15 protein-coding genes are annotated in these 23,175 nt (G+C 69.6%); 9 read left to right on the top strand and 6 right to left on the bottom strand.

The window, feature by feature from the left end; genetic code table 11:
• Positions 1 to 66: 66 nt before the first annotated feature.
• Positions 67 to 687, bottom strand: coding sequence for a membrane protein YczE (gene yczE / locus C3B61_RS02030; RefSeq protein WP_103459369.1), 621 nt, complete (start codon positions 685 to 687; stop codon positions 67 to 69).
• 63 nt (positions 688 to 750) lie between these two features.
• On the opposite strand from yczE, the gene yczR reads away from it, so the two are divergent.
• Entirely contained in the window at positions 751 to 2,202 is a 1,452-nt protein-coding gene (gene yczR, locus C3B61_RS02025; protein ID WP_103459368.1) for a MocR-like transcription factor YczR, read from the top strand.
• A gap of 72 nt (positions 2,203 to 2,274) precedes the next feature.
• The gene (locus tag C3B61_RS02020) at positions 2,275 to 5,550 is read left to right on the top strand and encodes an efflux RND transporter permease subunit (RefSeq protein ID WP_103459367.1); all 3,276 of its coding nucleotides are present in this window, start codon (positions 2,275 to 2,277) and stop codon (positions 5,548 to 5,550) included.
• Between the two features lies 1 nt (position 5,551).
• Here the strand turns inward: C3B61_RS02020 and C3B61_RS02015 are convergent, their stop codons facing one another.
• The 4 genes from C3B61_RS02015 to C3B61_RS01995 form a co-directional block, all read right to left on the bottom strand.
• Positions 5,552 to 6,601 carry a M23 family metallopeptidase gene (locus tag C3B61_RS02015; RefSeq protein WP_103459366.1) on the bottom strand — a complete coding sequence of 350 codons (1,050 nt, stop codon included), beginning with the start codon at positions 6,599 to 6,601 and terminating at the stop codon, positions 5,552 to 5,554.
• Positions 6,602 to 7,475: 874 nt separating this feature from the next.
• On the bottom strand, positions 7,476 to 9,137 hold the full coding sequence (locus C3B61_RS02005; RefSeq protein WP_103459365.1) for an HNH endonuclease signature motif containing protein: 1,662 nt from the start codon (positions 9,135 to 9,137) through the stop codon (positions 7,476 to 7,478).
• An 82-nt stretch (positions 9,138 to 9,219) separates the two neighbouring features.
• Complete coding sequence (locus C3B61_RS02000; protein ID WP_103459364.1) at positions 9,220 to 10,401, bottom strand: alpha/beta hydrolase; 1,182 nt, start codon at positions 10,399 to 10,401, stop codon at positions 9,220 to 9,222.
• 133 nt (positions 10,402 to 10,534) lie between these two features.
• Complete coding sequence (locus C3B61_RS01995; protein ID WP_103459363.1) at positions 10,535 to 11,641, bottom strand: FUSC family protein; 1,107 nt, start codon at positions 11,639 to 11,641, stop codon at positions 10,535 to 10,537.
• A 138-nt stretch (positions 11,642 to 11,779) separates the two neighbouring features.
• Here C3B61_RS01995 and C3B61_RS01990 point away from each other — a divergent pair, with 138 nt between their 5' ends.
• Positions 11,780 to 12,541, top strand: a complete 762-nt coding sequence (locus C3B61_RS01990) for an SDR family oxidoreductase (protein ID WP_103459362.1) — start codon at positions 11,780 to 11,782, stop codon at positions 12,539 to 12,541.
• 236 nt (positions 12,542 to 12,777) lie between these two features.
• Positions 12,778 to 15,024 carry a DEAD/DEAH box helicase gene (locus C3B61_RS01985; RefSeq protein WP_103459361.1) on the top strand — a complete coding sequence of 749 codons (2,247 nt, stop codon included), beginning with the start codon at positions 12,778 to 12,780 and terminating at the stop codon, positions 15,022 to 15,024.
• Positions 15,025 to 15,255: 231 nt separating this feature from the next.
• Here C3B61_RS01985 and pstS read toward each other — a convergent pair whose 3' ends face one another.
• On the bottom strand, positions 15,256 to 16,335 hold the full coding sequence (gene pstS / locus C3B61_RS01980) for a phosphate ABC transporter substrate-binding protein PstS (RefSeq protein WP_103459360.1): 1,080 nt from the start codon (positions 16,333 to 16,335) through the stop codon (positions 15,256 to 15,258).
• 100 nt (positions 16,336 to 16,435) lie between these two features.
• Between pstS and C3B61_RS01975 the strand changes: the two genes are divergently transcribed.
• From C3B61_RS01975 to C3B61_RS01955, 5 genes are all read left to right on the top strand, one after another.
• On the top strand, positions 16,436 to 17,059 hold the full coding sequence (locus C3B61_RS01975) for a hypothetical protein (RefSeq protein ID WP_103459359.1): 624 nt from the start codon (positions 16,436 to 16,438) through the stop codon (positions 17,057 to 17,059).
• A gap of 174 nt (positions 17,060 to 17,233) precedes the next feature.
• Positions 17,234 to 17,890 (top strand): YcnI family copper-binding membrane protein, encoded by a 657-nt coding sequence (locus tag C3B61_RS01970; protein ID WP_103459358.1) that lies wholly within the window; start codon positions 17,234 to 17,236, stop codon positions 17,888 to 17,890.
• An 8-nt stretch (positions 17,891 to 17,898) separates the two neighbouring features.
• The gene (locus C3B61_RS01965) at positions 17,899 to 18,546 is read left to right on the top strand and encodes a copper resistance CopC family protein (protein WP_244285810.1); all 648 of its coding nucleotides are present in this window, start codon (positions 17,899 to 17,901) and stop codon (positions 18,544 to 18,546) included.
• A gap of 173 nt (positions 18,547 to 18,719) precedes the next feature.
• Entirely contained in the window at positions 18,720 to 20,759 is a 2,040-nt protein-coding gene (gene recQ, locus C3B61_RS01960; protein ID WP_165791113.1) for a DNA helicase RecQ, read from the top strand.
• Between the two features lie 213 nt (positions 20,760 to 20,972).
• Positions 20,973 to 23,069, top strand: coding sequence for an acyl-CoA dehydrogenase family protein (locus C3B61_RS01955; RefSeq protein WP_103459401.1), 2,097 nt, complete (start codon positions 20,973 to 20,975; stop codon positions 23,067 to 23,069).
• Positions 23,070 to 23,175: the final 106 nt, after the last annotated feature.

The following is a 23,175-nucleotide window of genomic DNA, read 5'->3' as shown; positions in this document are numbered from 1 at the left end:
ATCCCGCGAGAGCGGGAAAGTGGTCGCCTCCGCCGGCCGAGGTCGCCACCGGGCCGCTTTCGCGAGCTACGCGGGATCGAACGCGGGGGTCGTCGCCTCACGACGGCTGCGGTCCCGGTCCCTGGCGAACAGCGGCAGCGTCCACTGACAGAGCGGCCCCACCAGGAGGGCGAACAGCACGGTGCCCACCCCGACGTTGCCGCCGAGCACCCAGCCGGTCGCGAGAACCAGGCCCTCGATGCCGGTGCGCACCGTCCAGATCGGCCAGCCGGTGCGGGCGTGCAGCCCGGTCATCAGGCCGTCGCGCGGACCGGGGCCGAGTCCCGCACCGATGTAGATACCCGAGGCGATGGCCAGCAGCAGCAACCCGGCGGCGAACAGCAACACTCGCAGCCACAGGGCGAGGTCTGCCGGCACCAGCCACAGGCCCACATCCGCCGCCGGGCCCACAAGCACAGCGTTCAGGACGGTGCCGATGCCCAGCCGCTGCTTGAGCGGGATCCACAGCAGCAACACGATGCCGCTGATGATCGTGGTGATGACTCCGAAACCGAGGTGCAGCTGCCCGTCGATGCCCTGGGTCAGTACGTCCCACGGGGCCACCCCGATCGCGCCGCGCACGATCAACGCGATACCGATCCCATACAGGAAGAGGCCAATGATGAGCTGAATCACACGACGGGTCATGAGAGTCAATCCAATTGCATCAGCACCCTGTCCTCAAGTAGCCAATTTGCCTAGAGTGGCTTCATGTCGTCGAACCAGCTCACCGCCCGCGGCCTGGAGTCATTGCTGGGCGACTGGCGCACGGCGGGCAGCGCCTACCGGGCGTTGGCCGACCGCATCCGCCTACTCACCCTCGACGGCCGCATCCCCACCGATAGCCGGCTGCCCGCCGAACGCGACCTCGGCATCAGGCTGGGGCTCAGCCGCACCACGGTCACGGCCGCGTACCGGCAGCTGCGCGAAGCCGGTTATCTGCACAGTGTGCGGGGCTCCGGCAGTGTCGCCCGTCTGCCCGGGGTGACCGTCGTGGCGGATGCCGCGGTGCCGGCCGGCGTGCTCGATCTCGGCCAGGCGGTGCTGCCCGCCTGGCCCGGCCTCGCCGAGGTGGCCGCGCTCGCCGCGGCGGACCTGCCGGCGCACCTGACCGGCTCTGGCTTCGACCCCGTCGGCCTGCCCGAACTGCGCCGGGCCATCGCCGACCGCTACCGGGCCAGGGGGCTGCCCACCGAGCCCGAACAGATCATGGTCACCGTCGGCGCCCAGCACGCCATCGCCCTGCTCGCGCGGGTGCTGATCAGCCGGGGCGACAGGGTCCTCGTCGAGACGCCGACCTACCCGCATGCCTACGAGGCGCTGCGGGCGGCCGGCGGTCGCCTGATGCCGGTGTCGGTCACCGCCGCGCTGCCCGGCGCGGACGCCGGCTGGGACGAGTCGGCGTTGTTGCAGACGATCCAGCGCAGCAATCCGGTGCTCGGCTACCTGATGCCCGACTTCCAGAATCCCACCGGGCAGACCATGCCCGTTGCCCAACGAGAACGGGTGCTGGTCGCGGCCGCCCGGCAGGGCACCGTGCTGATCAGCGACGAAACCATCGGCGAACTCGACATCGACCGGCCGGGGGAGTTCGGCCCGTTCGCCGCCTCGGCCGACCCCGACCGGCCCGACCTCGCCGTCACCGTCGGGTCCGTGGGTAAAACGGTCTGGGGCGGTCTGCGGGTGGGCTGGATCCGGGCCGACCCCGGCCTGATCCGCAAGGTGGCCGCGGCCCGGCTCGCCAACGATCTCGGCACCCCGGTGCTGGAGCAGCTCATCGTCACCCGGCTGCTGCGGGAGCTGCCCGAGATTCTCGAGTCCCGCCGGACGCTGTTGCGGGCGGGGCGGGACCGTCTCGTGACGGGTCTGAGCACGCGGTTCCCCGACTGGCAGGTGCCCCACGTGGACGGCGGCGTCACCCTGTGGGTCAACCTCGGCCGGCCGGTCAGCTCCCAGCTCGCCCTCGCGGCGCGCACCCAGGGGCTGCTGCTGCCGGCCGGCCCGCGCTTCGGCATCGACGGAGCGTTCGAGAGGTTCCTGCGCATCCCGTTCTGCTCCGGTCCCGACGAGATGCCGCGTGCCCTCGACGCCCTCGGGCTGGCCTGGGAGTCGCTGCTGCGGCATCCACTGCCCGACACCGGGTACCTCGCCGATGTGGTCTGACCGTAACCAGACCGTCACATCTCACGGCCGCCGGCCCCGCAGGTGGCTACTGTGCAATGGGATACTGATCGGGTGTATTTTCTCTCGGTCTTGAGCATGAAGAACCGGGCGCTCATCGCGCTCATCACCATCGTCGCGGCCGTTTTCGGCTCCCTCGCGCTGACCAGCCTCAAGCAGGAGCTGATCCCCTCCCTGCAGCTGCCGACGCTGCTGATCTCGACGAGCTACCCGGGTGCCTCGCCCGAGGTGGTCAACGATGACGTGTCCACGCCGATCGAGACCGCCATCCAGGGCATCGAGGGCCTGGAATCCACCTCCACCACCAGCAGCACCAACTCGTCGCTGGTCAACGCCACGTTCACCTACGGCACCGACCTGGTCAAGGCCGAATCCAAGATCAGCCAGGCCGTCAACCGCATCAAGACCACCCTGCCCGCCGACCTCGACCCCCAGGTGATCAGTGGCAGCATCGACGACTTCCCGGTGCTGTCGCTCGCCGTGTCCGGCGGCGACGCCGACACCATCGCCGACCAGCTCACCCGCAGCGTCCTCGGCGACATCCGCGACATCGACGGGGTGCGCGATGCCGCCCTCGTCGGCGACATCGGCCGGCGCGTCACCATCACGCCGGATGCCGCGGCCCTGGCCGCGCGCGGCCTCAGCGCGAGCGCCATCCGGGACGCTCTGCAGCAGAACGGGTCGCTCATCCCGGCCGGTTCCCTCACCGAGAACGACACCACCCTGTCGGTGCAGGCCGGCACCAAGCTCGGCTCCGCCGAGGACATCGCCGCGCTGCCTCTGATCGCCAGCGCCGCAGCCGGCCTGTCGCCCGCGGCGGCCGGACCGGCCTCGATCGGCGACGTCGCCGCTGTCGCGGTGGTCGACAACCCCGTCACCAGCATCTCCAGGGTCGACGGCGAACCAGCCCTCACCATCTCGGTGACCAAGGTGCCGGCCGCGAACACCGTCGACGTCTCGACCGCCGTGCGCGCCATCCTGCCGCAGCTCGAAGACGCCGTTCCCGGCACCACCATCACCGTGGTCTTCGACCAGGCCCCGTTCATCCAGGAGTCCATCGACGCGCTCACCCAGGAGGGCATCCTCGGCCTGATCTTCGCGGTCCTGGTGATCCTGGTCTTCCTGTTGTCGGTGCGCGCCACCCTGGTCACCGCGATCTCCATCCCCACCTCGGTACTCATCACGTTCATCGGCCTGCAGTCGGTGGGCTATTCGCTCAACATCCTCACGCTCGGCGCCCTCACCATCGCGATCGGCCGAGTCGTCGACGACTCCATCGTCGTCATCGAGAACATCAAACGGCACCTGGTCTGGGGCGCCGACCGCGCCGAGACCATCGTGCGCGCGGTCCGAGAGGTGGCGGGCGCCATCACCGCCTCCACCATCACCACCGTCACGGTGTTCCTGCCGATCTCGTTCGTCGGCGGCTCCACGGGCGAGCTCTTCCGACCGTTCGCGCTCACGGTCACCATCGCCCTCCTCGCATCGCTGTTGGTCTCACTCACGATCGTTCCGGTGCTGGCCTACTGGTTCCTGCGCGCGCCGAAGCCCGCCGCCGCCGAGCCGTCCCCGGACGGTCAGGCAATCGCCGCGTCCGCCGCCATCACCGCCCCGCCAGTCGCAGCCCCGCCAGTCACAGCCCTGCCACTCACAGCCGCGCTGGTCAGCGCCGGGACGGCACCGGCCGCCGTCGCACCGACCACCTCGTCCACGCCGACCACCCGCAACCGGCACGCCGCGCCAGACGCCGACGGCTTCGACGAACGCGATGCCCGCGAACAGCCCAGTCGTCTGCAGCAGGGTTACCTGCCGGTCATCCACTGGACCCTCAGGCACTACGTGGCCACTCTCTTGCTCGCCGCACTGGTCCTGGTCGGCACCGTCGCCATGCTGCCCTTCATGAAGGTCAACTTCCTCGGCTCGACCGGCCAGTCCACTTTCCAGGTCAGCCAGGAGCTTCCGGTGGGCACCAGTCTCGCCGCCCAGGATGCCGCCTCCACCGCGGTCGAAGACGCCGTCCGCGCCGTCGACGGGGTGAGCATCGTGCAGGTCTCCATCGGTGGCGGCAGTGCGTTCGCGGCCTTCGCCGGTGGAGGGTCGTCCTCCAGCACCGTCACCTACTCGGTGACCACCGACGATTCCGCGGATGCCGACGCGGTCCAGGTCGAGGTGCGCGAGCAACTCGACACCCTCGACGACGCCGGCGAGATCACGGTCTCGTCCGGGGGCGGCTTCGGCGGCTCGTCGGACATCGAAATCGACATCACGGCGGCGTCCGGCGCCGACCTGCAGACCGCATCCGACGATATTCTCGCGGTCGTCGGCGAGCTCGACTCCCTCACCCAGGCCAGCAGCAACCTCGCCGCCTCCCGCCCGTACGTGGCCGTGACCATCGACCGCAGTGCGGCGGCCGCCGCCGGGCTCAGCGAACTGGCCCTCGGCACGCTGGTGTCACAGGCGATGCAGCCCAGCACGATCGGCTCGATCGTGATCGACGAGGCCACCCTGTCGGTCTACCTGCAGTCGGGCTCGTCCCCGACCACCACGGCGGAGCTCGCCGCCCTGCAGATCCCCACTCCCGCGGGGCTGGTCCCGCTCGACAGCCTGGCCGCCGTGCAGCAGGTCGACGGACCGTCCACCCTCACCACCACCAAGGGGCTGCGCACCGCGACGATCTCAGCCACGCCCAACAGCGACGACCTCGGTACCGCCACCGCCCAGGTCACGACAGCCCTGGCCGACACCGAGCTGCCCACCGGTGCCACGGCGAGTCTCGGCGGCGTCTCGGCCGACCAGACTGACGCGTTCCAGCAGCTGGGCATCGCGATGCTCGTCGCCATCCTGATCGTCTACATCGTCATGGTCGCCACCTTCCGGTCGCTGTTGCAACCGCTGCTCCTGCTGGTATCGGTGCCGTTCGCGGCGACAGGGGCGATCGCGTTGCAGGTGGTCACGGGCATCCCGCTCGGCGTCGCCTCATTGATCGGCGTTCTGATGCTCATCGGCATCGTCGTGACCAACGCCATCGTGCTCGTCGACCTGGTCAACCAGTACCGGCGCCGGGGGCAGAGCGTCTACGACGCCCTGGTGCACGGCGCGTCTCGCCGGTTGCGGCCGATTCTGATGACGGCGCTCGCCACCATCTTCGCCCTGTTGCCCATGGCCGTCGGGCTCACCGGACACGGCGGCTTCATCTCGCAGCCGCTGGCGCTCGTCGTCATCGGCGGCCTGGTGTCATCGACGGTGCTGACCCTGGTGGTGCTGCCGGTGTTGTACCTGGTGGTCGAGGGCGGCCGGGAGAACCGTCGGATGCGACGTTCACTGCGCTGATCTAGCCGATCCCGAGTCCGATCCCGCGGTCGGTGAAGAAGGGGAGTGGGTCGAGAGCCACGCCGTCGACGCGCACCTCGAGGTGCAGGTGGCAGCCGGTGGAGGAGCCGGTGGTGCCCACTCCGGCGATCACCTGACCGGCCGTGACGCTCTGGCCGGCAGCCACGAGGGTGGCGTCGTCTGCGATGTGGGCATAACCGGTGGTCACCCCGTCGCCGTGGTCGATCAGCACCCAGTTGCCGTATGTCCCGAACCGGCCCGTCTGGGCGACGACGCCGGCGCTGGCGGCGTACACCGGGGAGCCGCACGCGGTGGCGAGGTCGGCACCCGAGTGGAACGGCAGAACGCCGGGCAACGGCAGCTCAGGTCGGGGGCCGAATCCGTCGGTGAGGCTTCCCACAGCAGGAGTGGCCCAACCCCGGTCACTCAGCCGGGCCCCGAGGGTGCCGGCCAGCTGGCTGACCGCCTGAGTAGCGCGGTCCGCGGAGGCCTGGACTGAATCGGCCAGCGCCGCCTCGGCGTTCGTGCTGGCGGTTGCGAAGGCCGCGGTGGCCTGGCTCAGCGACACCTCCGCGGTCGCGAGGGCGTCCTGCTGCTCGGTGACGGTAAAAGCCAGCGCCGCCGTCTGCGCGGTGGCGAGGTCAGCCTGCAGGGTGGCCGCACGTTGGCTGTCCCTGTCGACAAGGGCTCGGATCTCGCTCATATTGCCCGCCAGCATCGAGATCCGGTCGACGGTTCCCAGCCGGGAGAGCAGGTCCGCCGAGCCCCGATCGCTGAGCAAGGCGTCCAGTGCTGCCGTGCCGGAGCCCTCTTGCACCATCGTTCGCACCAGGTTGGCCATCGTGCGCGTCGATACCTCTGCGCGAAGTGCGGCCGCGTCGGCCAACACGCGAACCTCCTCGAGCCTGGTGAGGGCGGCGGTCTTATCGGCCATCGTCGCCGCGAGATCGAGTCTGGCGGCGTCGTAGGCCGACTGGGCGTTGGCGCGGGCGCCCTCCGCGGCCGCGAGAGCGGATGCTGCGCGGGCGGCATCGAGCGAGGGAGCCGCCACCGCGGTGCTCAGCGGCCTCGTCGCGCGGCCGGGCGAGCGTGGGGCCGGAGACGACGGCCTTGTTGATGTCGAGGGGATGTTTTCTGGGCTCGTGGGGGGCGTGAGTGGAGACGTCGGGGGCGTGGAGTCGGTGGGCGGATCCGTGGGTTGGGGGGTTGGCTGCGGGGTCGGCGTAGGCTCCGCCGTCGGCTCCGGGGTGGGCGTCGGCTCCGGGCTCGTCGGGACACCCGGCGTTGGCGGACTGGTCGGGCTGGGGCTGAGCGGCGGCCCGGACGGCTCCGGGGACACGCCCGGCTCCGAAGGCTCGTCGATCGGTGACTCCGTCGGTTGCGGAGTCGGGGTCGGGGTGGGCGGTGGGGTGTCCGTGGGTGTGGGTGTGGGTGTGGGTGTGGGTGTGGGTGTGGGTGTCGGATTGTCGCTTGGCTGGCGCGTGCCGGTAGTCGTGCCCGTGGCAGCGGCGAGGGTTGACGCGGCGTCCATGCTTGTCGGCGCGCCCGCCGTGAGGACCGTGGAACCCAGCACGAGCAGACCCGCAATGGCGGTCGTTCGCAGTCGGCGTGCGCGCAGGACTCGGTGTGCAGCGCAGCCACGCGACGTCAGGGCCATGTCCGAATCGCAATCCCGAGCGGTAGAAAGTTGGCCGGTCAACCGGCAGTGGCGCCAGTATCGCACCGCGCCCTGGCGGCCGCTACGCGTCCGGCCGTACCGATGAATCGGCCGTTCCAGCGCTCCAGATCGAGCTGGAGTCGGATGACAGAACTGGCCTCACTGGCCCTACTGGGACTGCGGGTCCTACTGGTCCTACTCGCACTGCGAGGTCCTACGGGTTCAACTGGCGCTACTGGTATTTGCGGTGTCGTGACCCGCCGTCCGGTCAGGTCCTGTCGTTCGGCTCCTGTTTCCGATGTTGCTCCTGCGTGGCTGGGTTCTTGCTGGGCATTTCGATGAGTGTTTGGCCGGGGTCGATGGTTGCCGGTGGTCGTAGCCAGTATTGGTCCTGGTGTTCGAGGATTTGCCAGCCTTGGGTGTGTAGTAGTCGGTGGTGGGGGTTGCAGAGCAGGATGCCGAGCCGGAGGTCGGTGCTGCCGTGGTCACGGGCCCAGTGTTGGATGTGGTGGGCTTCGGTGAGGGTGGGTGGTTTGTCGCAGTCGCCCCATCGGCAGCCGCCGTCTCGGGCGGCTAGGGCGATGCGTTGTGCGGGGGTGAAGAGGCGTTCTTCGCGGCCGACGTCGAGGGGTTGGCCGGTGGGGTCGAAGGTGATGTCGATGGTGCCGGAGTCGCAGATGAGTCGGTCGATGGTTTGCTGGGACACGGGTGCGGGGTTGCCTTCGAGGTAGCCGTTTCCGGTGCCGTCCGGTAGTGGGGCGAGGATCTCGGCCGGGTCCTGCAGGTGCACCTGTTTCCCGGGCGGCGGTGTGGGGGTGGGGCTGAGGGTTGTGAGGATGCGGACGGCGGGTTTGCGGCCGCCGAGCATGCGGTGGGGGCTGGCCTTGGTGCCGGCTGTGAGCAGGTCGAGGAAGTTGTCAGCGGTGAGTTGGTCGGTGCTGCGGGGGTCATCGCGCACGGATTGGGCCCATTCGGCGCGGGCCGGGTCGACGAAGTGCACTCCGCCGCGGCGGGGGCTGGTGAGGCTGTCGAAGGTGGAGACGATGAATTCGCCCTGCTCGGGCGGGAACAACCCGTTGATGCAGACCTGCCCGGTGGGTAGTTTCCAGACTCGCAGGTAGCGGTCGTCCCAGGCTTTCTGTTCTCGGACCGCGATGCCGGCCTCGTCGAGGCTGTCGCGCATCCGGCGGGAGCGTTTGAGGAGGTGGTCCACGGTCATCGTGCGCGCTTGACCGAGCAGGGTGTGCACGGCGTCGGTGAGGGCTGGCCCGGTGACGACGGTGTCGACGTCGCCCAGCCCGGTGCGGATCGCGTGTGCCGCGGCCACCGACAGGGTGCCGTCGGCGATGGTGTGCGAGATGGGCGTGTACCAGGGCAGCGGGACCGGCTCGCCACCGGCACTGCCACCGGCACCGGTCATGCCGGGGCCCTCGGTCTCGCCGCCCTCGTCGGTCCCATCGACGAGCCGGCGGGCGGCTTCCTCCTCGGCCGCTGCTGCGGCTTCGGCCTCGGCGGCTTCGGTGCGCGCGAGCATCCGGCCCACGTCGACCAGCTTGCGCGCATCGGTCTTCGTCGCCCCGGTCACCTTCTGAATCAACGCGTCGGGCGACAGGAAGCCTTGCTGAGCGGCCAGACCCTGCTGGCCCAGCTCCGGCCGCGACCGGTACGCGAGAGTCTTCGCCAGCCACACCGCCCGGGTCTCGACCAGGTTGCGCAACCGGGCCAGATCACGTTGACCGGTCAGAACCTGCGTATCCGACAGGGCGTCGTAATCGGCGCTGCAGCAGCCCAACCCCGACACGGCCTCGACCGCCACCGCCAGCGCATCCGCCGACCCGTCAGCACCGGCCACAGCACCGACCACAGCACCGGCCACCGGGCCGGGCGGAGCGCCGGGACCAGGGGTGAATGCATCTTCGATGGTGGACATGCAAGCAGAGTATCCCGACATCGAACCCGTGTGTGATAAAACCTCGAGTTGTGGATAACTCTTTTCGAGCCGTGCGCCGGGCTCAGTCCGTGTCGAGGTGCTCGTGCAAAAAGGCCGACACCGCACCGCGCATCGCCGCATCGAGGATGCCGATGGAGTGCAGGCTGCCCGGCACGGTGACGAGCTGGTTGACGATGCCGAGGGCGTTGAGCTCCGCGGCGAAGCCGGTGGACTGGCTCAGCGGAATGAACTCGTCAGTGGACGCCCCGACGAAGACGGGCGGGTCGGTGCGATCCAGCGACCTGACGGCCGACGCGTCCCGGGCCGCCCGACAGTCCAGCAGCGATTCGCAGTCCAGGTAGTCGAGCACGATCTGCTCAAGCCCAGAGGAGCCGCCGGCCACCACGATGCCGTCGTAGCTCAGGTCGACGGGCCCGGAGAGCTCGGCAACTGCCGCGACCCGGCTGCCGTCGGTGAGCGATCCACTGCCGCGGGCACCGAGCAGCGTGGCCAGGTTGCCGCCCGCCGAGCCGCCGAAGGCACCGATTCGGTCGGGGTCGACGCCGTAGCGCTCGGCATTGGCGCGCATCCACTCGACGGCGCGGCCCAGGTCTTCAATGGCAGCCGGAAAACTCACCGCCGGCACCAGCCTGTAGTTCACCGAGTACGCCACGAACCCCTCGGAGGCGAGCCATTCGCAGACATTGCGCCAGTCGCTGTTGCCTTTGTCGCCGCGAGCCCAGCTGCCGCCGTGGATGGAGAGCACCGCCGGCCGGAGGGTGGCTTGAGAGGGCGTCTCGGTGTCCGTGCCCGGTTCCATCGCGCCAGCGGTGGCCGGATCCGCGGATGCGTCGTCGGCGGGAGCCGCCGTCGGCTCGGGCTCAGCGGACGGATCGGGCGCGGCCGTTTGGCCGGCCGCCGCGTCCCCGGTGCCGCCGTCCACGTCAGCGGTTGACCCGGCATCCGCTTCCGGCGGCGAGCAGACGTCGAGGGTGAGCTGGGTGCCGTCAGGCTGGGTGGCGTAGACGACGTCCTCATCGATCACGGCGTCCCCGGGCGCGGTGAAGGTGCGGATGCCCACGATCGCCGTGGTGTCGACCTCGCTCGCGGTTCCGCCGGCCTGTGCGGGCGCCACCGGGCGCAGGTTCCAATGCAGGCCGCCGAGCAAGGCGGTGGCCACGACGGCCATGCCGCCGGCATAGGCGACGAAGAGAACGAGAAAGCGTCGGGAGCCGAGTCCGATGATGCGGCGACCGTTACTCACGGATGCTCCTGAAATGTGCTGGGTGCGGGTGCTTTCGAGAATAGATCGGTCGGGCCCGGCCCGCTAATCGGCGGGCGTCAAAACGCCGGCCGGGCGCGTCGCAGAGCGGCCCGACGGCGGCCTCAGCGGGGCTTCAGGCCTTCGCGGGGACGTCGCGGGTAATCCCCGGGCTCAGAGCGGCGAGCATCCGGGTGACGTCGAGGGCCGCCGCGCTGGCCGCGACGATGGCTTCCGCACCCAGGTCACGGTGCTCATGGATCGCCTGGGTCATGGCGGCTGCGGCATCCTCGGCCGCCCGCAGGGTGTCGAGACTCGGTTCCCCGGTGTCCCATTCATTGACCAGGGTGGCCGTCGCCCGCACCGCCGCACTCAGCGCCGGTCGCAGCGCCGCCGGCAGTTCCACGGGCACCGGTGTACCCCAGGCCGCCCCAGCGAGCACGTCGGTGAGGTCGCGCACATAGAAGGTCGCGTTCTCGAGCGCCGCCAGGTCGTCATAGTCGGTGCTGAGATCGTGCGGCCGGATGCGCGCCCGCGGGTTGATCCGGCGGCTCTCGTCGGCCTCCGCCAACGCGCGACGCACGGCGGTGCTGGTGCTCGCCAACGTGGCGCCCTGCTTGGACCATTCGCCCTCCTCGGGCGGCCAGCTCGCCTCGAGCGCGTCGGCAACCGAACCCAGGTGTAATCCGAGCGCACTCCGCAACCTGGACAATTCCTTCACCGCGGCAGTCACCCGCAGCGGGGGTGCGACGAGGAGGTTCACCGCCAGCCCGACAACGATGCCCAGGGTCATCTGCGAGACGTATCCGATCGAATAGCCGTCGGCGTTCGGACCGCCGACGATCAGCACGAACAGTCCCGCGATCGGCACGTACTCCCGTCCGGCGCCCAGCTGGCGGATGCCGCCGAACAGCATGCCGATCCCCACCACGAGCGACACCGTCAGCACGCTGGGTTCGCTGAAGATGATCACCGCGGCCGCCAGAGCAATGCCGATCACCAGCCCGGCAAGGGTCTGCATGGCGTTCTTGATCGACCCCATCAGGGTCGGGAAGCTGGCCACGATGACGCCGAGCGGCGCGTAGTAGGGGTAATCGTTGGCGACGCCGGGCATCAGGGGGGCGAGCTTCCAGGCGATCGCCACCGCAACGGCCGTCTTCACGGCCTGCAGAAGGCGGGGATGTGCCACAGCGGTCTTCACCAGGCCACCGGTGGCACGCGGGGAGAGATCGGGAGTGCGCATCGAACGAGTCTGCACGATCCCGGGCCTCCCGCCCAATCGCGGCGGGCCCCGCAGGCCCAGAGGTTTCGGCGCCATCGGCATAGAATCGCGGCATCACCTGGGCCTGTCCCCGCGGGGAGAGCTCGAAAAGGAGGCGTCGTGAAGATTGCGATAGCGGGAGGAACCGGCACCGTCGGGCGTCACGTCACCGACCTGGTCAGCCGTCTTGGGCACCAGCCTGTCGTCCTCGCCCGGTCGACCGGACTCGACCTCGTGACCGGAGACGGGCTCTCCTCGGCGCTCGACGGTGTTGACGGGGTCATCGATGTGGTCAACACCTCCACGTTGTCCGCTAAAGCGTCCACCCGCTTCTTCGGCACGGCCACGGCCACTCTGCTCAGGGCAGAGGCCGCCGCCGGGGTGCGGCACCACGTCACCCTCTCGATCGTGAATGCCGACACGGTCTCCGCCGGGTACTACGCGGGCAAGGTCGTCCAGGAGGAGACGGTGAAACGCGGCGCCGTGCCGTGGACCATGCTCAGGGCCACGCAGTTCCACGAGTTCGCGGCCCAGACCCTCGGGCGAGGCTCGCGCGGCATCCTCACCCTGGTGCCCGTCATGCGAACGCAGCCCGTGGCAGCGCGGGAGGTTGCCCAGCGGCTCGTCGAGCTTGCGGTGGGCCCGCCGCGCGGGCAGGTGCCCGATCTCGGCGGCCCACGGGAGGAACGCCTTGTCGACATGGTGCGCGACTACGCCCGAGTCACGCGCACTCACACCCGCATCGTGCAATTCAAGCTCCCAGGCCGAATGGGCACCGCGATGCGAGACGGCACCCTGTTGCCGGCCCCCAACACCGAACGCGGTGCCCAGTCCTTCGCACAGTGGCTCGACGGCATCGCGCACCCAAAGCCGGCCGGCTAGCAACCGTGACTTTTGGGACTCGATAAGGTAACGTAGACAAGTCGGCTCTTGACACCGCGTGTTTCATTGTGTGCGCGGATGGGTTTGTAAGTCAGGATGGGCCGGTTTCCCAGTAATCCGCTGGTGAAAAATCACTGTATGTGAACGGCCCCGGCCATAGACTGCCCGGGTTCTCAGGTTGCGTCGCCGTGCGACGCACTACTGCCATGTACTCAACACAACCCAGAAATACTTCTATGCCTTCTAGCAAGAAGCCGGCCGTCGGCCGCGCAGCCAAGAACTTCGACCCGAGCCACTCCAAGGGCGGCCCCAAGGGCGCACCCAAGGGCGGCAGTAAGAGCCCCGGACACCGCGGCTACCGCGCAGACGAGGGCGCTCCCAAGAAGCAGCGCTGGAACGCCGACGAGCGCGCAGCGCGCTCCGGTGAGCGCTCCTCCTCCGACCGTCCCGCCTACGGTGACCGTCCCGCCTACGGTGCCCGCACCGAGCGTCCGGCCTCCAACGAGCGTGCCCCGCGCACCGACCGTCCCTCGTACAACAACGACCGTCCCGCTCGCGGCGACCGTCCCTCCTACAACAACGACCGTCCCGCTCGCGGCGACCGTCCCTCCTACGGCGACCGTGCCCCGCGCACTGACCGTCCCTCGTACAACAACGACCGTCCGTCGTACGGCGACCGTGCCCCGCGCACCGATCGCCCGTCGTACAACAACGACCGTCCGGCTCGCACCGAGCGTCCGTCCTACGGCGACCGTGCCCCGCGCACCGACCGTCCGTCGTACAACAACGACCGTCCGTCGTACGGTGACCGTGCCCCGCGCACTGATCGCCCCGCCTACAACGACCGCAACAGCGACCGTCCGGCCCGCACCGAGCGTCCGTCCTACGGCGACCGTGCCCCCCGCACCGACCGCCCGTCGTACAACAACGACCGTCCGTCATACAGCAACGACCGCCCGTCGTACGGTGACCGTGCCCCGCGCACCGATCGCCCCGCCTACAACGACCGCAACAGCGACCGTCCGGCCCGCACCGAGCGTCCGTCCTACAACAGCGACCGTCCGGCCCGCACGGAGCGTCCGTCCTACGGCGATCGCCCCGCCCGCACCGACCGCCCGTCGTACAGCAACGACCGTCCGGCCCGTGGCGAACGTCCCGCGTACAGCAATGACCGCGCGGCCCGCAACGACCGTTCCAACGACGGCGGCCACTCCAGCAACTTCTACCCCGACCGCGACTCCAAGCCCAAGTTCGCCGCCGGCGACGACGTGGTGCTCGAGCGCCTCGAGGCCATCGCCACGACCGCAGAAGATGTTGTCGGCGTGACGTTCGGCGACCTCGGGCTCGGTGGCAACATCGTGCGCGAGCTCGCTCTCCTCGGCGCTCCGTCCCCGTTCCCGATCCAGGCCGCGACCATCCCCGATGTGCTCGCCGGCCGCGACGTGCTCGGCCGCGGCAAGACCGGCTCCGGCAAGACCATCGCGTTCGCCGCTCCCATGATCGAGAAGCTCATGGAGAACAACGGCGCCAAGGACCGCAAGATGGCCCGCAAGCCCCGCGCGCTGATCCTGGCCCCCACCCGCGAGCTGGCCCTGCAGATCGACCGCACCGTGCAGCCCATCGCGCGCAGCGTCGGCCTCTTCACCACCCAGATCTACGGCGGCGTTCCGCAGTACCGCCAGGTCAGCGCCCTCCAGCGCGGCGTGGACATCATCATCGGCACCGCCGGCCGCATCGAGGACCTCGTCGAGCAGGGTCGTCTCGACCTGTCCGAGGTTGTCATCACGGTCCTCGACGAGGCCGACTACATGTGCGACCTGGGCTTCCTTGAGCCGGTTCAGCGCATCCTGCGCCTCACCAAGAAGGGCGGCCAGCGTCTGCTGTTCTCGGCCACCCTCGACAAGGGCGTCGCCTCGCTGGTCAAGGAATTCCTGACCAACCCAGCCGTGCACGAGGTCGCCGGTGAAGACCAGGCCTCCAGCACGATCGACCACAAGGTGCTCCTCATCGAGCACCGCGACAAGGCCTCCATCATCGGCCAGCTTGTCGACCGCCAGGGCAAGACGCTCATCTTCAGCCGCACCCGCGCCTACGCCGAGCAGCTCGCCGACCAGCTCGAGGACGCCGGCGTCAAGGCCACCAGCCTGCACGGCGACCTCAACCAGGCCCGCCGTACCCGCAACCTGCAGATGCTCACCAGCGGTCGCGTCAACGTTCTCGTCGCCACGGACGTCGCCGCCCGCGGCATCCACGTCGACGACATCGACCTGGTCATCCAGGCCGACATGCCCGACGAGTACAAGACCTACCTGCACCGCGCCGGCCGCACCGGCCGCGCCGGAAAGTCCGGTACCGTCGTCACGCTGATCCCCAAGCAGCGTCGTCGTCGCATGGAAGACCTGCTCGACCGGGCCGAGATCGACTCCAGCTTCACCTCGGCCACGCCGGGCGACGCCTCGATCACCGCTCTGGCGAACCTGTAACACCAGCGCACAACCGGCAGGGCATCCGTTTCGGCGGGTGCCCTGCCGGCGGTTAACCGGCGCGCGAATCCGTCGCGCACGATCGGGGATGCGGTACGGTTTTGTCGTTCGCGTGCTCCCTCACAATTCGGGTTTGTGACAGCGCGCGCGAGCACAGGATGTCTGTGGGGCATCCGCGGGTGCTCCACAGATATCCGCCCGGCCTGGTCAGGGGGGGCGGATGCGCGCGGCTCAGCGGATGCTGGCGACGGCCTCGAGCACCCGGTCAGAAAAGTCAGCGGACAGCGGCGCCGAACCGGCGCTCTCTGCGGCGGCGGCCTGACCCTCCGGGCTGGCCACGTAAGCCAGGTAGGCCGCGACGAGCTCGGCCTGGTCGGCGTCGGGATAGTCTTCGCAGGCGATCAGGTAGCTCACGAGCACCAGCGGGTACACGCCGGGGGCCGTGGAGGTGCGGTCGACATCCACCACCAGGTCGTTGGGGTTGTCCCGCTCCACCAGGGGCGAGGCATCGATGATGGCCGCAGCGGCCTCGGTGGAGTAATCGACGAACTCGTCGCCCACCTGCAACGCCGCGACAGAGAGGTCACCGACCCTGGACGCATCCGCGTAGCCGATGGTGTTGTTGCCGTTGGCGACGGCGCTCACGACGCCGGAGTTGCCTTGGGCGCCCTCACCGGAATACGGAAACGCGTCGGCAGGCTCGCTCGTCCAGATCTCCGGCACATTCTGGTACAGGTAATCGGCGAAGTTCTTCGTCGTGCCCGAATCGTCCGAGCGATGCACCGCGGAGATCTGTTCGTCGGGCAGGGTGGCGTCGGGGTTCAGGTCGACGAGGGCGGGGTCGTTCCACCGCGTGATCGCACCGGAGAAAATGTTCGCGATCGCCGCCGGATCCAGGCGCAGGTTGTCCACGCCATCGACGTTGTAGACCAACACCAACGGTGACACGTAGACGGGCAGGTCGATGGCGGCGGACCCCGGCGCGCAGGCCGCGAACTCCCCGGCCAGTTCCTCGTCGCTGAGGGCGGAGTCGGAGCCGGCGAAGTCGACGCCTCCGCCGATGAACTGTTCCCGGCCCGCTCCCGAGCCCGTCGGGTCGTAGTTGATCGTCACGCTGGCGTTGGTCCGTTGGAACTGCGACACCCAAACGTCCTCGGCGGAGGCCTGCGCGCTCGACCCGGCACCGTCCAGCGTGCCGGCCAGAGTGCTCGTCTCGTCACCGGATTCGTTGGCGGCGCAACCCGACAGGAGCAGGGCGGCCACCGCGATCGACGTGCCGAGGGAAAATGCCGGGTGCCTGTTTGGTGCCATCACGGTTCCCATTCTGCCCGACCGGCGCCGCGTGTTCTCCGAGAGGCAGCTGAACGGCGCGGTCCTGATAGATTCGAGGAACCGCGACAAAGGGAGAATCATGACCACACGCTGGGCGCGCTTCGCCCGTGGGTGGATCGTCGCGGCCGTCTCCACGTTTGTTGCCGCGTTGTCGCACACCGTGGGTGGCGGAGGCGTGCCCGGCCTGTTGGCCGTGGTCGTGTCCCTGGCTTTCGCCGGGATCGTCTCCATCGCCCTGTCCGGCCGCACCCTGTCCACCTGGCGACTCACCGCGGCGGTGCTGCTGAGTCAGCTCATCTTCCATGGGCTGTTCTCCTTCGGCAGCGCGGGCGGCGCCCTGGTGACCACGGATGCGTCAACCGCGCACGCCCACAGCGCGGGCAGCGTCGCCGTGCTGGTGCCATCATCGATGCAAGCCGGCACCATGTCCGGAGCCGACCACGGGCTGATGATGACCGGGGCCCACGTCCTCGCCGCCGTGGTGACCGTCCTGGCGCTCCGCTTCGGCGAGCGGGCCTTCTGGGGTCTGTTCAGCACCGCGACGGTGGCCCTGCAGGCCCTCGTGCGGATCCTCGTGCTCACCCCGATCCCGAACATCCCCCAGACGATCTCGGCGTCCTCGGCCGCTCTGCCGCCCCGCGACCTTCTCGTCCTGCTGAGTCCGATGCGGCATCGCGGGCCGCCGGTGCACCTGTTCGCCTGAGCGTCACGCTCGGCCACCTTCAGTCTTCGCACCTCTTATATATATGTCGACCCATCCGTCGGCCGCCCCGCCGAATTTTCGTACCGAGCCCCGCCGTGCCTGTCGGCCCCGCGCGGGCTGCGGCCACGATTCGACCTCTCGCGTGTCGACCGGCCACAAAACCAAGGACCCATCATGAAGCTCTCCACGCCCGTCTTCGCCGCCACCGCCCTTTTCGGAGCCGGCCTGCTCGCCCTGTCTGCGCCGCTGGCCGCCAGCGCCCACGTCGATGTCGAACCGTCGTCGACCGCCGCCGGCTCCTACAGCCTGCTCACCTTCTCGCTCGGCCACGGCTGCGACGGGTCGGCCACCACCGGCATCACCATCGACATCCCCGACACCATCACCAGCGTCACCCCCACCATCAACCCGGGCTGGGACATCACGCCACTCACCGACGGCCAGGTCTCCTACACGGCTCTCACCCCGCTCGCCGACGGCCTGCGCACCACCTTCGTACTCAGCCTGCAGATCCCCGAGGACGCCGCCGTCGGCGACACGCTGGCGTTCCCCGTGCTGCAGTCTTGCGAGGTCGGGGAGACCGACTGGTCAGAGGCCGTCGTCGAGGGCGAGACCGAACCGGCCCACCCGGCCCCGTCGCTCACCGTCACCGAGGCCGGCGCAGAGTCCGGCCACGGTCACAATGCCGCTGCCGCAGCGGATGACGCCGCCGCGACCGAGCCGACCGCCACCGACGATGTGCTGGCCCGGTTGCTCGGCATCGGCGGTCTCATCGTCGGCGCCGTCGGCCTCGTGGTCGCCGTCGCCGCCCGCCGCAAGAACGCAGCATAGAGCTCCCCATGGCACCCATCCGAAACAGCCGCCGGCACGCCCGCATGCTGAAGCGGTCGGCGCTGGCCGGGGTCGTGCTGGCCGTCGCCAGTCTCGGCGCCACGGCCGCCCCGGCGTTTGCGCACAACTACCTGGTCGGCTCGACGCCGGCGGCGGGTTCGATCGTCACCGAGCAGCCCGGGACCGTATCGATCACCACCAACGACAATCTGCTCGACCTCTCGGGCCAGGGCGACGGCAGTGTCATCCAGGTCACCGGCCCGGCCGACGCGCCGAGATACTACGGCGACGGCTGTTCGACGATCGCCGGGCCCACACTCGAGACCGCGGTGCAGCTCGGCCAGCCGGGGGAGTACACGGTGACCTGGCAGGTCGTGTCGACCGATGGGCATCCGATCTCGGACACCTTCAGCTTCACCTGGCAGCCCGACGCGGCCCAGGTGCTCAACGAGGGTTCCGCGACCGCGCCCGAGTGCGCCACCGCTGGTTCAGGCCAGACCGGACCGGCCGACCCGGATGCGGCCGGCACCGATGTCTCGGAGTCCGGCTCGGCGGTCGACGTCACCGACCTGCTCTGGATCGGCGGAGCGCTCGTGGCAATCCTCGCCGCGATCGGCGTGACCCTCCTGCTGCTGCGCCGTCCCACCCCGAAATAGCCATCACCCCATCCCGCAGAGGGCAATTTCGCGAAAGCGGTGGAACGGTCACCTCGGGTGCTCCGAAGCAACCACACCACCGCTTTCGCGAGAGCTGCGGGCGGGCCGTGGCATCCATCCACAATGCCGCCGCCCCGGCCGGTGGCGTCGGTGGGCGCGGGTAGAGTTGGCGGGTGAGTTGGAACGCCGAGATACCGTGGGATCCTGACGAGTTCGAGCCACCGGACGACTTCGATGCCCCACCGCCCCCAGACCCCTACGGTCAGGGTGGCTTCGCCACGCCCGCGTCCGCCGCCGCCGGCCCGGCCGGCTCCGGTCCCGTCGATTTCGGCCCGCCCGCCGCCGGAGCAACGCTGCTCGCCCCGCCGCCGCCCAAGCGGGCCACCGCCAAGTTCAGCACCGCCGCCGAGGCGCTGCACACGGTCTTCGGCTACGACTCGTTCCGTGGTGAGCAGGCCCAGATCATCGACCAGCTCATCGGTGGCGGCGATGCCGTCGTGCTGATGCCCACCGGTGGCGGCAAAAGCCTCTGCTACCAGATCCCGTCGCTCGTGCGCGAGGGCACCGGCATCGTCATCTCCCCGCTGATCGCACTCATGCAAGACCAGGTGGATGCGCTCACCCTCGTCGGCGTGCGCGCCGCGTTCCTCAACTCCAGCCAGGACTCCGCCGCCCGCAACCAGGTCGAACGTGACTACCTCGCCGGCAACCTCGACCTGCTCTACGTCGCCCCCGAGCGATTGAGCAACGAGGCCACCAAGCGGTTCCTCGATCGCGGCACCATCGCCCTTTTCGCCATCGACGAGGCGCACTGTGTCTCCCAGTGGGGCCACGACTTTCGCCCGGACTATCTCGCGCTGTCCGAGCTCGCCGACCGCTGGCCCGACGTGCCCCGCATCGCGCTCACCGCCACGGCCACCGACGCCACCCACAAGGAGCTAACCGAGCGCCTGCAAATGGGCGAGGCGCAGCACTTCGTCGCCAGCTTCGACCGGCCCAATATCCAGTACCGCATCGTCGGCAAGAACGAGCCGCGCAAGCAGCTGCTCAATTTCATCAAGACCGAGCACCCCACCGACGCCGGCATCGTCTACGCGCTCAGCCGCAAGACCGTCGAGCAGACCGCCGAGTTCCTGCGCGCCAACGGCCTGAACGCCTATCCGTACCATGCCGGCCTCGACCAGGGCCTGCGCGCCCGCACCCAGTCCAGGTTCCTCCGCGAAGAGGGCGTCATCATCGTGGCGACCATCGCGTTCGGCATGGGCATCGACAAACCGGATGTGCGCTTCGTCGCGCACATCGACCTGCCCAAGTCCGTCGAGGGCTACTACCAGGAAACCGGCCGGGCCGGCCGCGACGGCCTGCCATCCACCGGCTGGCTCGCCTACGGCCTGCAGGACGTCGTGCAGCAGCGCCGCATGATCGACGAGTCGCCGGGGGACCTCTCGCACCGCCGCAAGATGAGCGCGCACCTGGACGCCATGCTCGCGCTCTGCGAGACCGTGCACTGCCGGCGGGTCAACCTGCTGCGCTACTTCGGCCAGGCCAGTGAACCCTGCGGCAACTGCGACACCTGCCTCACGCCGCCGGAGGCCTGGGACGGCACCGTTCCCGCCCAGAAACTGCTCTCCACGATCGTGCGCCTGCTGCGCGAACGCAACCAGCGCTTCGGCGCCGGCCAGCTCATCGACATCCTGCGCGGCAAGACCACCCCGCGCACCACCCAGCACAACCACGACCAGCTGGCCACCTGGGGCATCGGCGCCGACCTCACCGACCAGCAGTGGCGGGGAGTCGTGCGGCAGCTGCTCGCGCAGGGGTTCATCGCCACCTCCGGCGAATACGGCACCCTGATCCTCACCGAGGCCGCCGCAGAGGTGCTCGCCGGCAACCGCCCCGTGCAGCTGCGCAGCGAACCCGACAAGCCCGTGAAGCGCACCCCCGCTGCCCGCGCCGCCACCGCCAAGGCCGGCCTCGCCGAGCTCAGCACCGAGCAGGAGGCGCTGTTCCAGGCTCTGCGTGCCTGGCGCAGCACCACCTCACGCCAGCAGGGCGTTCCCGCCTACGTGGTCTTCGGCGATGCCACCCTGGTGGCCGTCGCGGCGGCGAAACCGCGCACGCTGGCGGACCTCGACGGCATCACCGGCGTCGGTGCGAAGAAGCTCGAGTCTTACGGCGAGGCCCTGCTCGAGGTCGTCGCAGCGAACGCTTGACCCACCCGGATCGACGGGGGTGGCGGAGCTCATCCGCCGCCCCTTTTGTGGGCCTTGGTAGGTTGAGTCGCCCCGTTGTTGTAGAAGAGCTACAGTCTGAGTGCGCCGCGCCGCGCCCTTCTTTGTAGCCCCGTCACGCACTATTTCCGCACTCGGCGCCCCCGATCTAACGTGGTCGAACACTCGACTTCCGCGCCGACGTTAGGACCAATGATGGTTGACACTGCCCAGCGCCCCACTCCCGCCCGGCCCGACGCGGTCGGCACCGACACCGGGCCCGTCCGGGTCGCCGGCGACCCGCTCGCCCCGCGCATCGACCTGCCCGCCCTGTCGCGCACCCTGCTCGGCACCTGGGCCGATGTGCGGCTGAAGGCCCGCGAGCTCACCGCCCGCCCTGACCTGCAGCGCATCGAGGGGCAGTCCATGGCGGACCACCGCCTGCGGGTGCTCGGTCAGCTCAAGATCCTCGCCGACAACGGCCACGTGCACCGGGCCTTCCCGAGCTCGCTCGGCGGTTCGGATGACCACGGCGGCAACATCGCCGGATTCGAGGAGCTCGTCACGGCCGACCCGAGCCTGCAGATCAAGGCCGGCGTGCAGTGGGGGCTGTTCGGCGCCGCCGTGCTGCACCTGGGAACCACCGTGCATCACGACACCTGGCTGCCCGACATCATGTCCCTCGCAGTGCCCGGCGTCTTCGCGATGACCGAGACCGGCCACGGGTCGGATGTCGCCGCCATCGGCACCACCGCCACCTTCGACGTGGCCACCGGCGAGTTCGTTGTGCACACCCCGTTCCGGGCGGCCTGGAAGGACTACCTCGGCAACGCCGCCATCGACGGCACCGCCGCGGTGGTCTTCGCGCAACTGATCAGCCTGGGCGTCAACCACGGCGTGCACGCCTTCTACGTGCCCCTCCGCGACGCCACCGGGGCGTTCTTGCCCGGCATCGGAGGCGAGGACGACGGCCTCAAGGGCGGCCTGAACGGTATCGACAACGGCCGGCTGCACTTCGACCAGGTGCGCATCCCGCGCACCAACCTGCTCAACCGGTACGGCGATGTCGCCGTCGACGGCAGCTACTCCAGCCCGATCGGCAGCCCCGGCCGGCGCTTCTTCACCATGCTCGGCACCCTCGTGCAGGGCCGGGTGTCCCTCGACGGCGCCGCCACCCAGGCCTCCGCCCTGGCGCTCACCATCGCCATCCGCTACGGCAGCGAACGCCGCCAGTTCACCGCCGGCAGCGACACCGATGAAGAGGTCATCCTCGACTACCAGCGCCACCAGCGCCGCCTCATCCCGCGCCTGGCCACCGTCTATGCGCAGACCTTCGCGCACGACGAGTTCCTGGTCAAGTTCGACCAGGTGTTCAGCGGCGCCGCGGCCACGGATATCGACAGGCAGGACCTGGAAACCCTCGCAGCGGCCCTCAAGCCGCTGTCCACGTGGAACGCCCTGGACACTCTGCAGGAGGCCAGGGAGGCCTGCGGCGGCGCCGGTTTCCTCGCCGAGAACCGCTTCGTCGGGCTGCGCGCCGACCTCGATGTCTACGCCACCTTCGAAGGCGACAACAACGTTTTGCTGCAGCTGGTGGCCAAGCGTCTGCTCACCGACTACAACCGCAAGTTCGCCGGCGCGGATGCCGGAGCGATGGCCAGGTATGTGGTGCAACAGACCGCGGGGCGCGCCTACCATGGCACCGGCCTGCGCACACTCGGCCAGTCCGTCGCCGACTTCGGCTCCACGGCGCGCAGCGTCGGAGCGCTGCGGGAGACCGGAACCCAACGAGCACTGCTCACCGACAGGGTTGAGACCATGATCGCCGCCATCGCCCAGTCGTTGCGGAACGCCAGCAAGCTGCCCAAGAAGGAGGCGGCCGCTCTCTTCAATTCCCACCAGAACGAGCTGATCGAGGCGGCCCGCGCCCACGCGGAGCTTCTCCAGTGGGAGGCGTTCACCCGCGCTGTCGAGACGACCACCCACGCGGGCACCCGGCAGGTGCTCACCTGGCTGCGCGACCTGTTCGGCCTGCGCCTGATCGAAGAGCATGCGGCCTGGTACCTCATCAACGGACGGCTCTCCGGCAAACGGGCGTTGGCGGTCACGGCGTACATCGACCGCATCATTTCCAGGCTGCGGCCGCACGCTCTCGACCTCGTCGACGCGTTCGGTTACGCCCCCGAACACCTGCGGGCATCGATCGCCACCGGGGCCGAACGCGAACGCCAGGTCGAGGCCCGCGCCTACTACCGAGCACAGCGGGCCGCCGGCACCGCTCCCGTCCCCGAAAAACCGGTCCGCCGCCCCTGACCCGCCGGCCCCGCCCGGTCCGGCCAGAGGATGAGGGGCGGCGCTCCGTAACCATCCGCTCGACGGATGCGGGCACCCGGTCCGGCGTCATACTCTCGTCTGTGGG

The organism is Cryobacterium zongtaii (assembly GCF_002909375.1).
Lineage (GTDB): Bacteria > Actinomycetota > Actinomycetes > Actinomycetales > Microbacteriaceae > Cryobacterium > Cryobacterium zongtaii.
The sequence above is the reverse complement of the archived record's forward strand: the minus strand, read 5'-3'. Positions and strand labels throughout refer to the sequence as shown.

Coding starts and splice junctions, on each gene's coding strand:
- yczE (WP_103459369.1), bottom strand. CDS start 687: ATGACCCGTCGTGTGATTCAGCTCATCATTGGCCTCTTCCTGTATGGG.
- yczR (WP_103459368.1), top strand. CDS start 751: ATGTCGTCGAACCAGCTCACCGCCCGCGGCCTGGAGTCATTGCTGGGC.
- C3B61_RS02005 (WP_103459365.1), bottom strand. CDS start 9,137: ATGTCCACCATCGAAGATGCATTCACCCCTGGTCCCGGCGCTCCGCCC.
- C3B61_RS01995 (WP_103459363.1), bottom strand. CDS start 11,641: ATGCGCACTCCCGATCTCTCCCCGCGTGCCACCGGTGGCCTGGTGAAG.
- C3B61_RS01985 (WP_103459361.1), top strand. CDS start 12,778: ATGCCTTCTAGCAAGAAGCCGGCCGTCGGCCGCGCAGCCAAGAACTTC.
- pstS (WP_103459360.1), bottom strand. CDS start 16,335: ATGGCACCAAACAGGCACCCGGCATTTTCCCTCGGCACGTCGATCGCG.
- C3B61_RS01975 (WP_103459359.1), top strand. CDS start 16,436: ATGACCACACGCTGGGCGCGCTTCGCCCGTGGGTGGATCGTCGCGGCC.
- C3B61_RS01970 (WP_103459358.1), top strand. CDS start 17,234: ATGAAGCTCTCCACGCCCGTCTTCGCCGCCACCGCCCTTTTCGGAGCC.
- C3B61_RS01965 (WP_244285810.1), top strand. CDS start 17,899: ATGGCACCCATCCGAAACAGCCGCCGGCACGCCCGCATGCTGAAGCGG.
- C3B61_RS01955 (WP_103459401.1), top strand. CDS start 20,973: ATGGTTGACACTGCCCAGCGCCCCACTCCCGCCCGGCCCGACGCGGTC.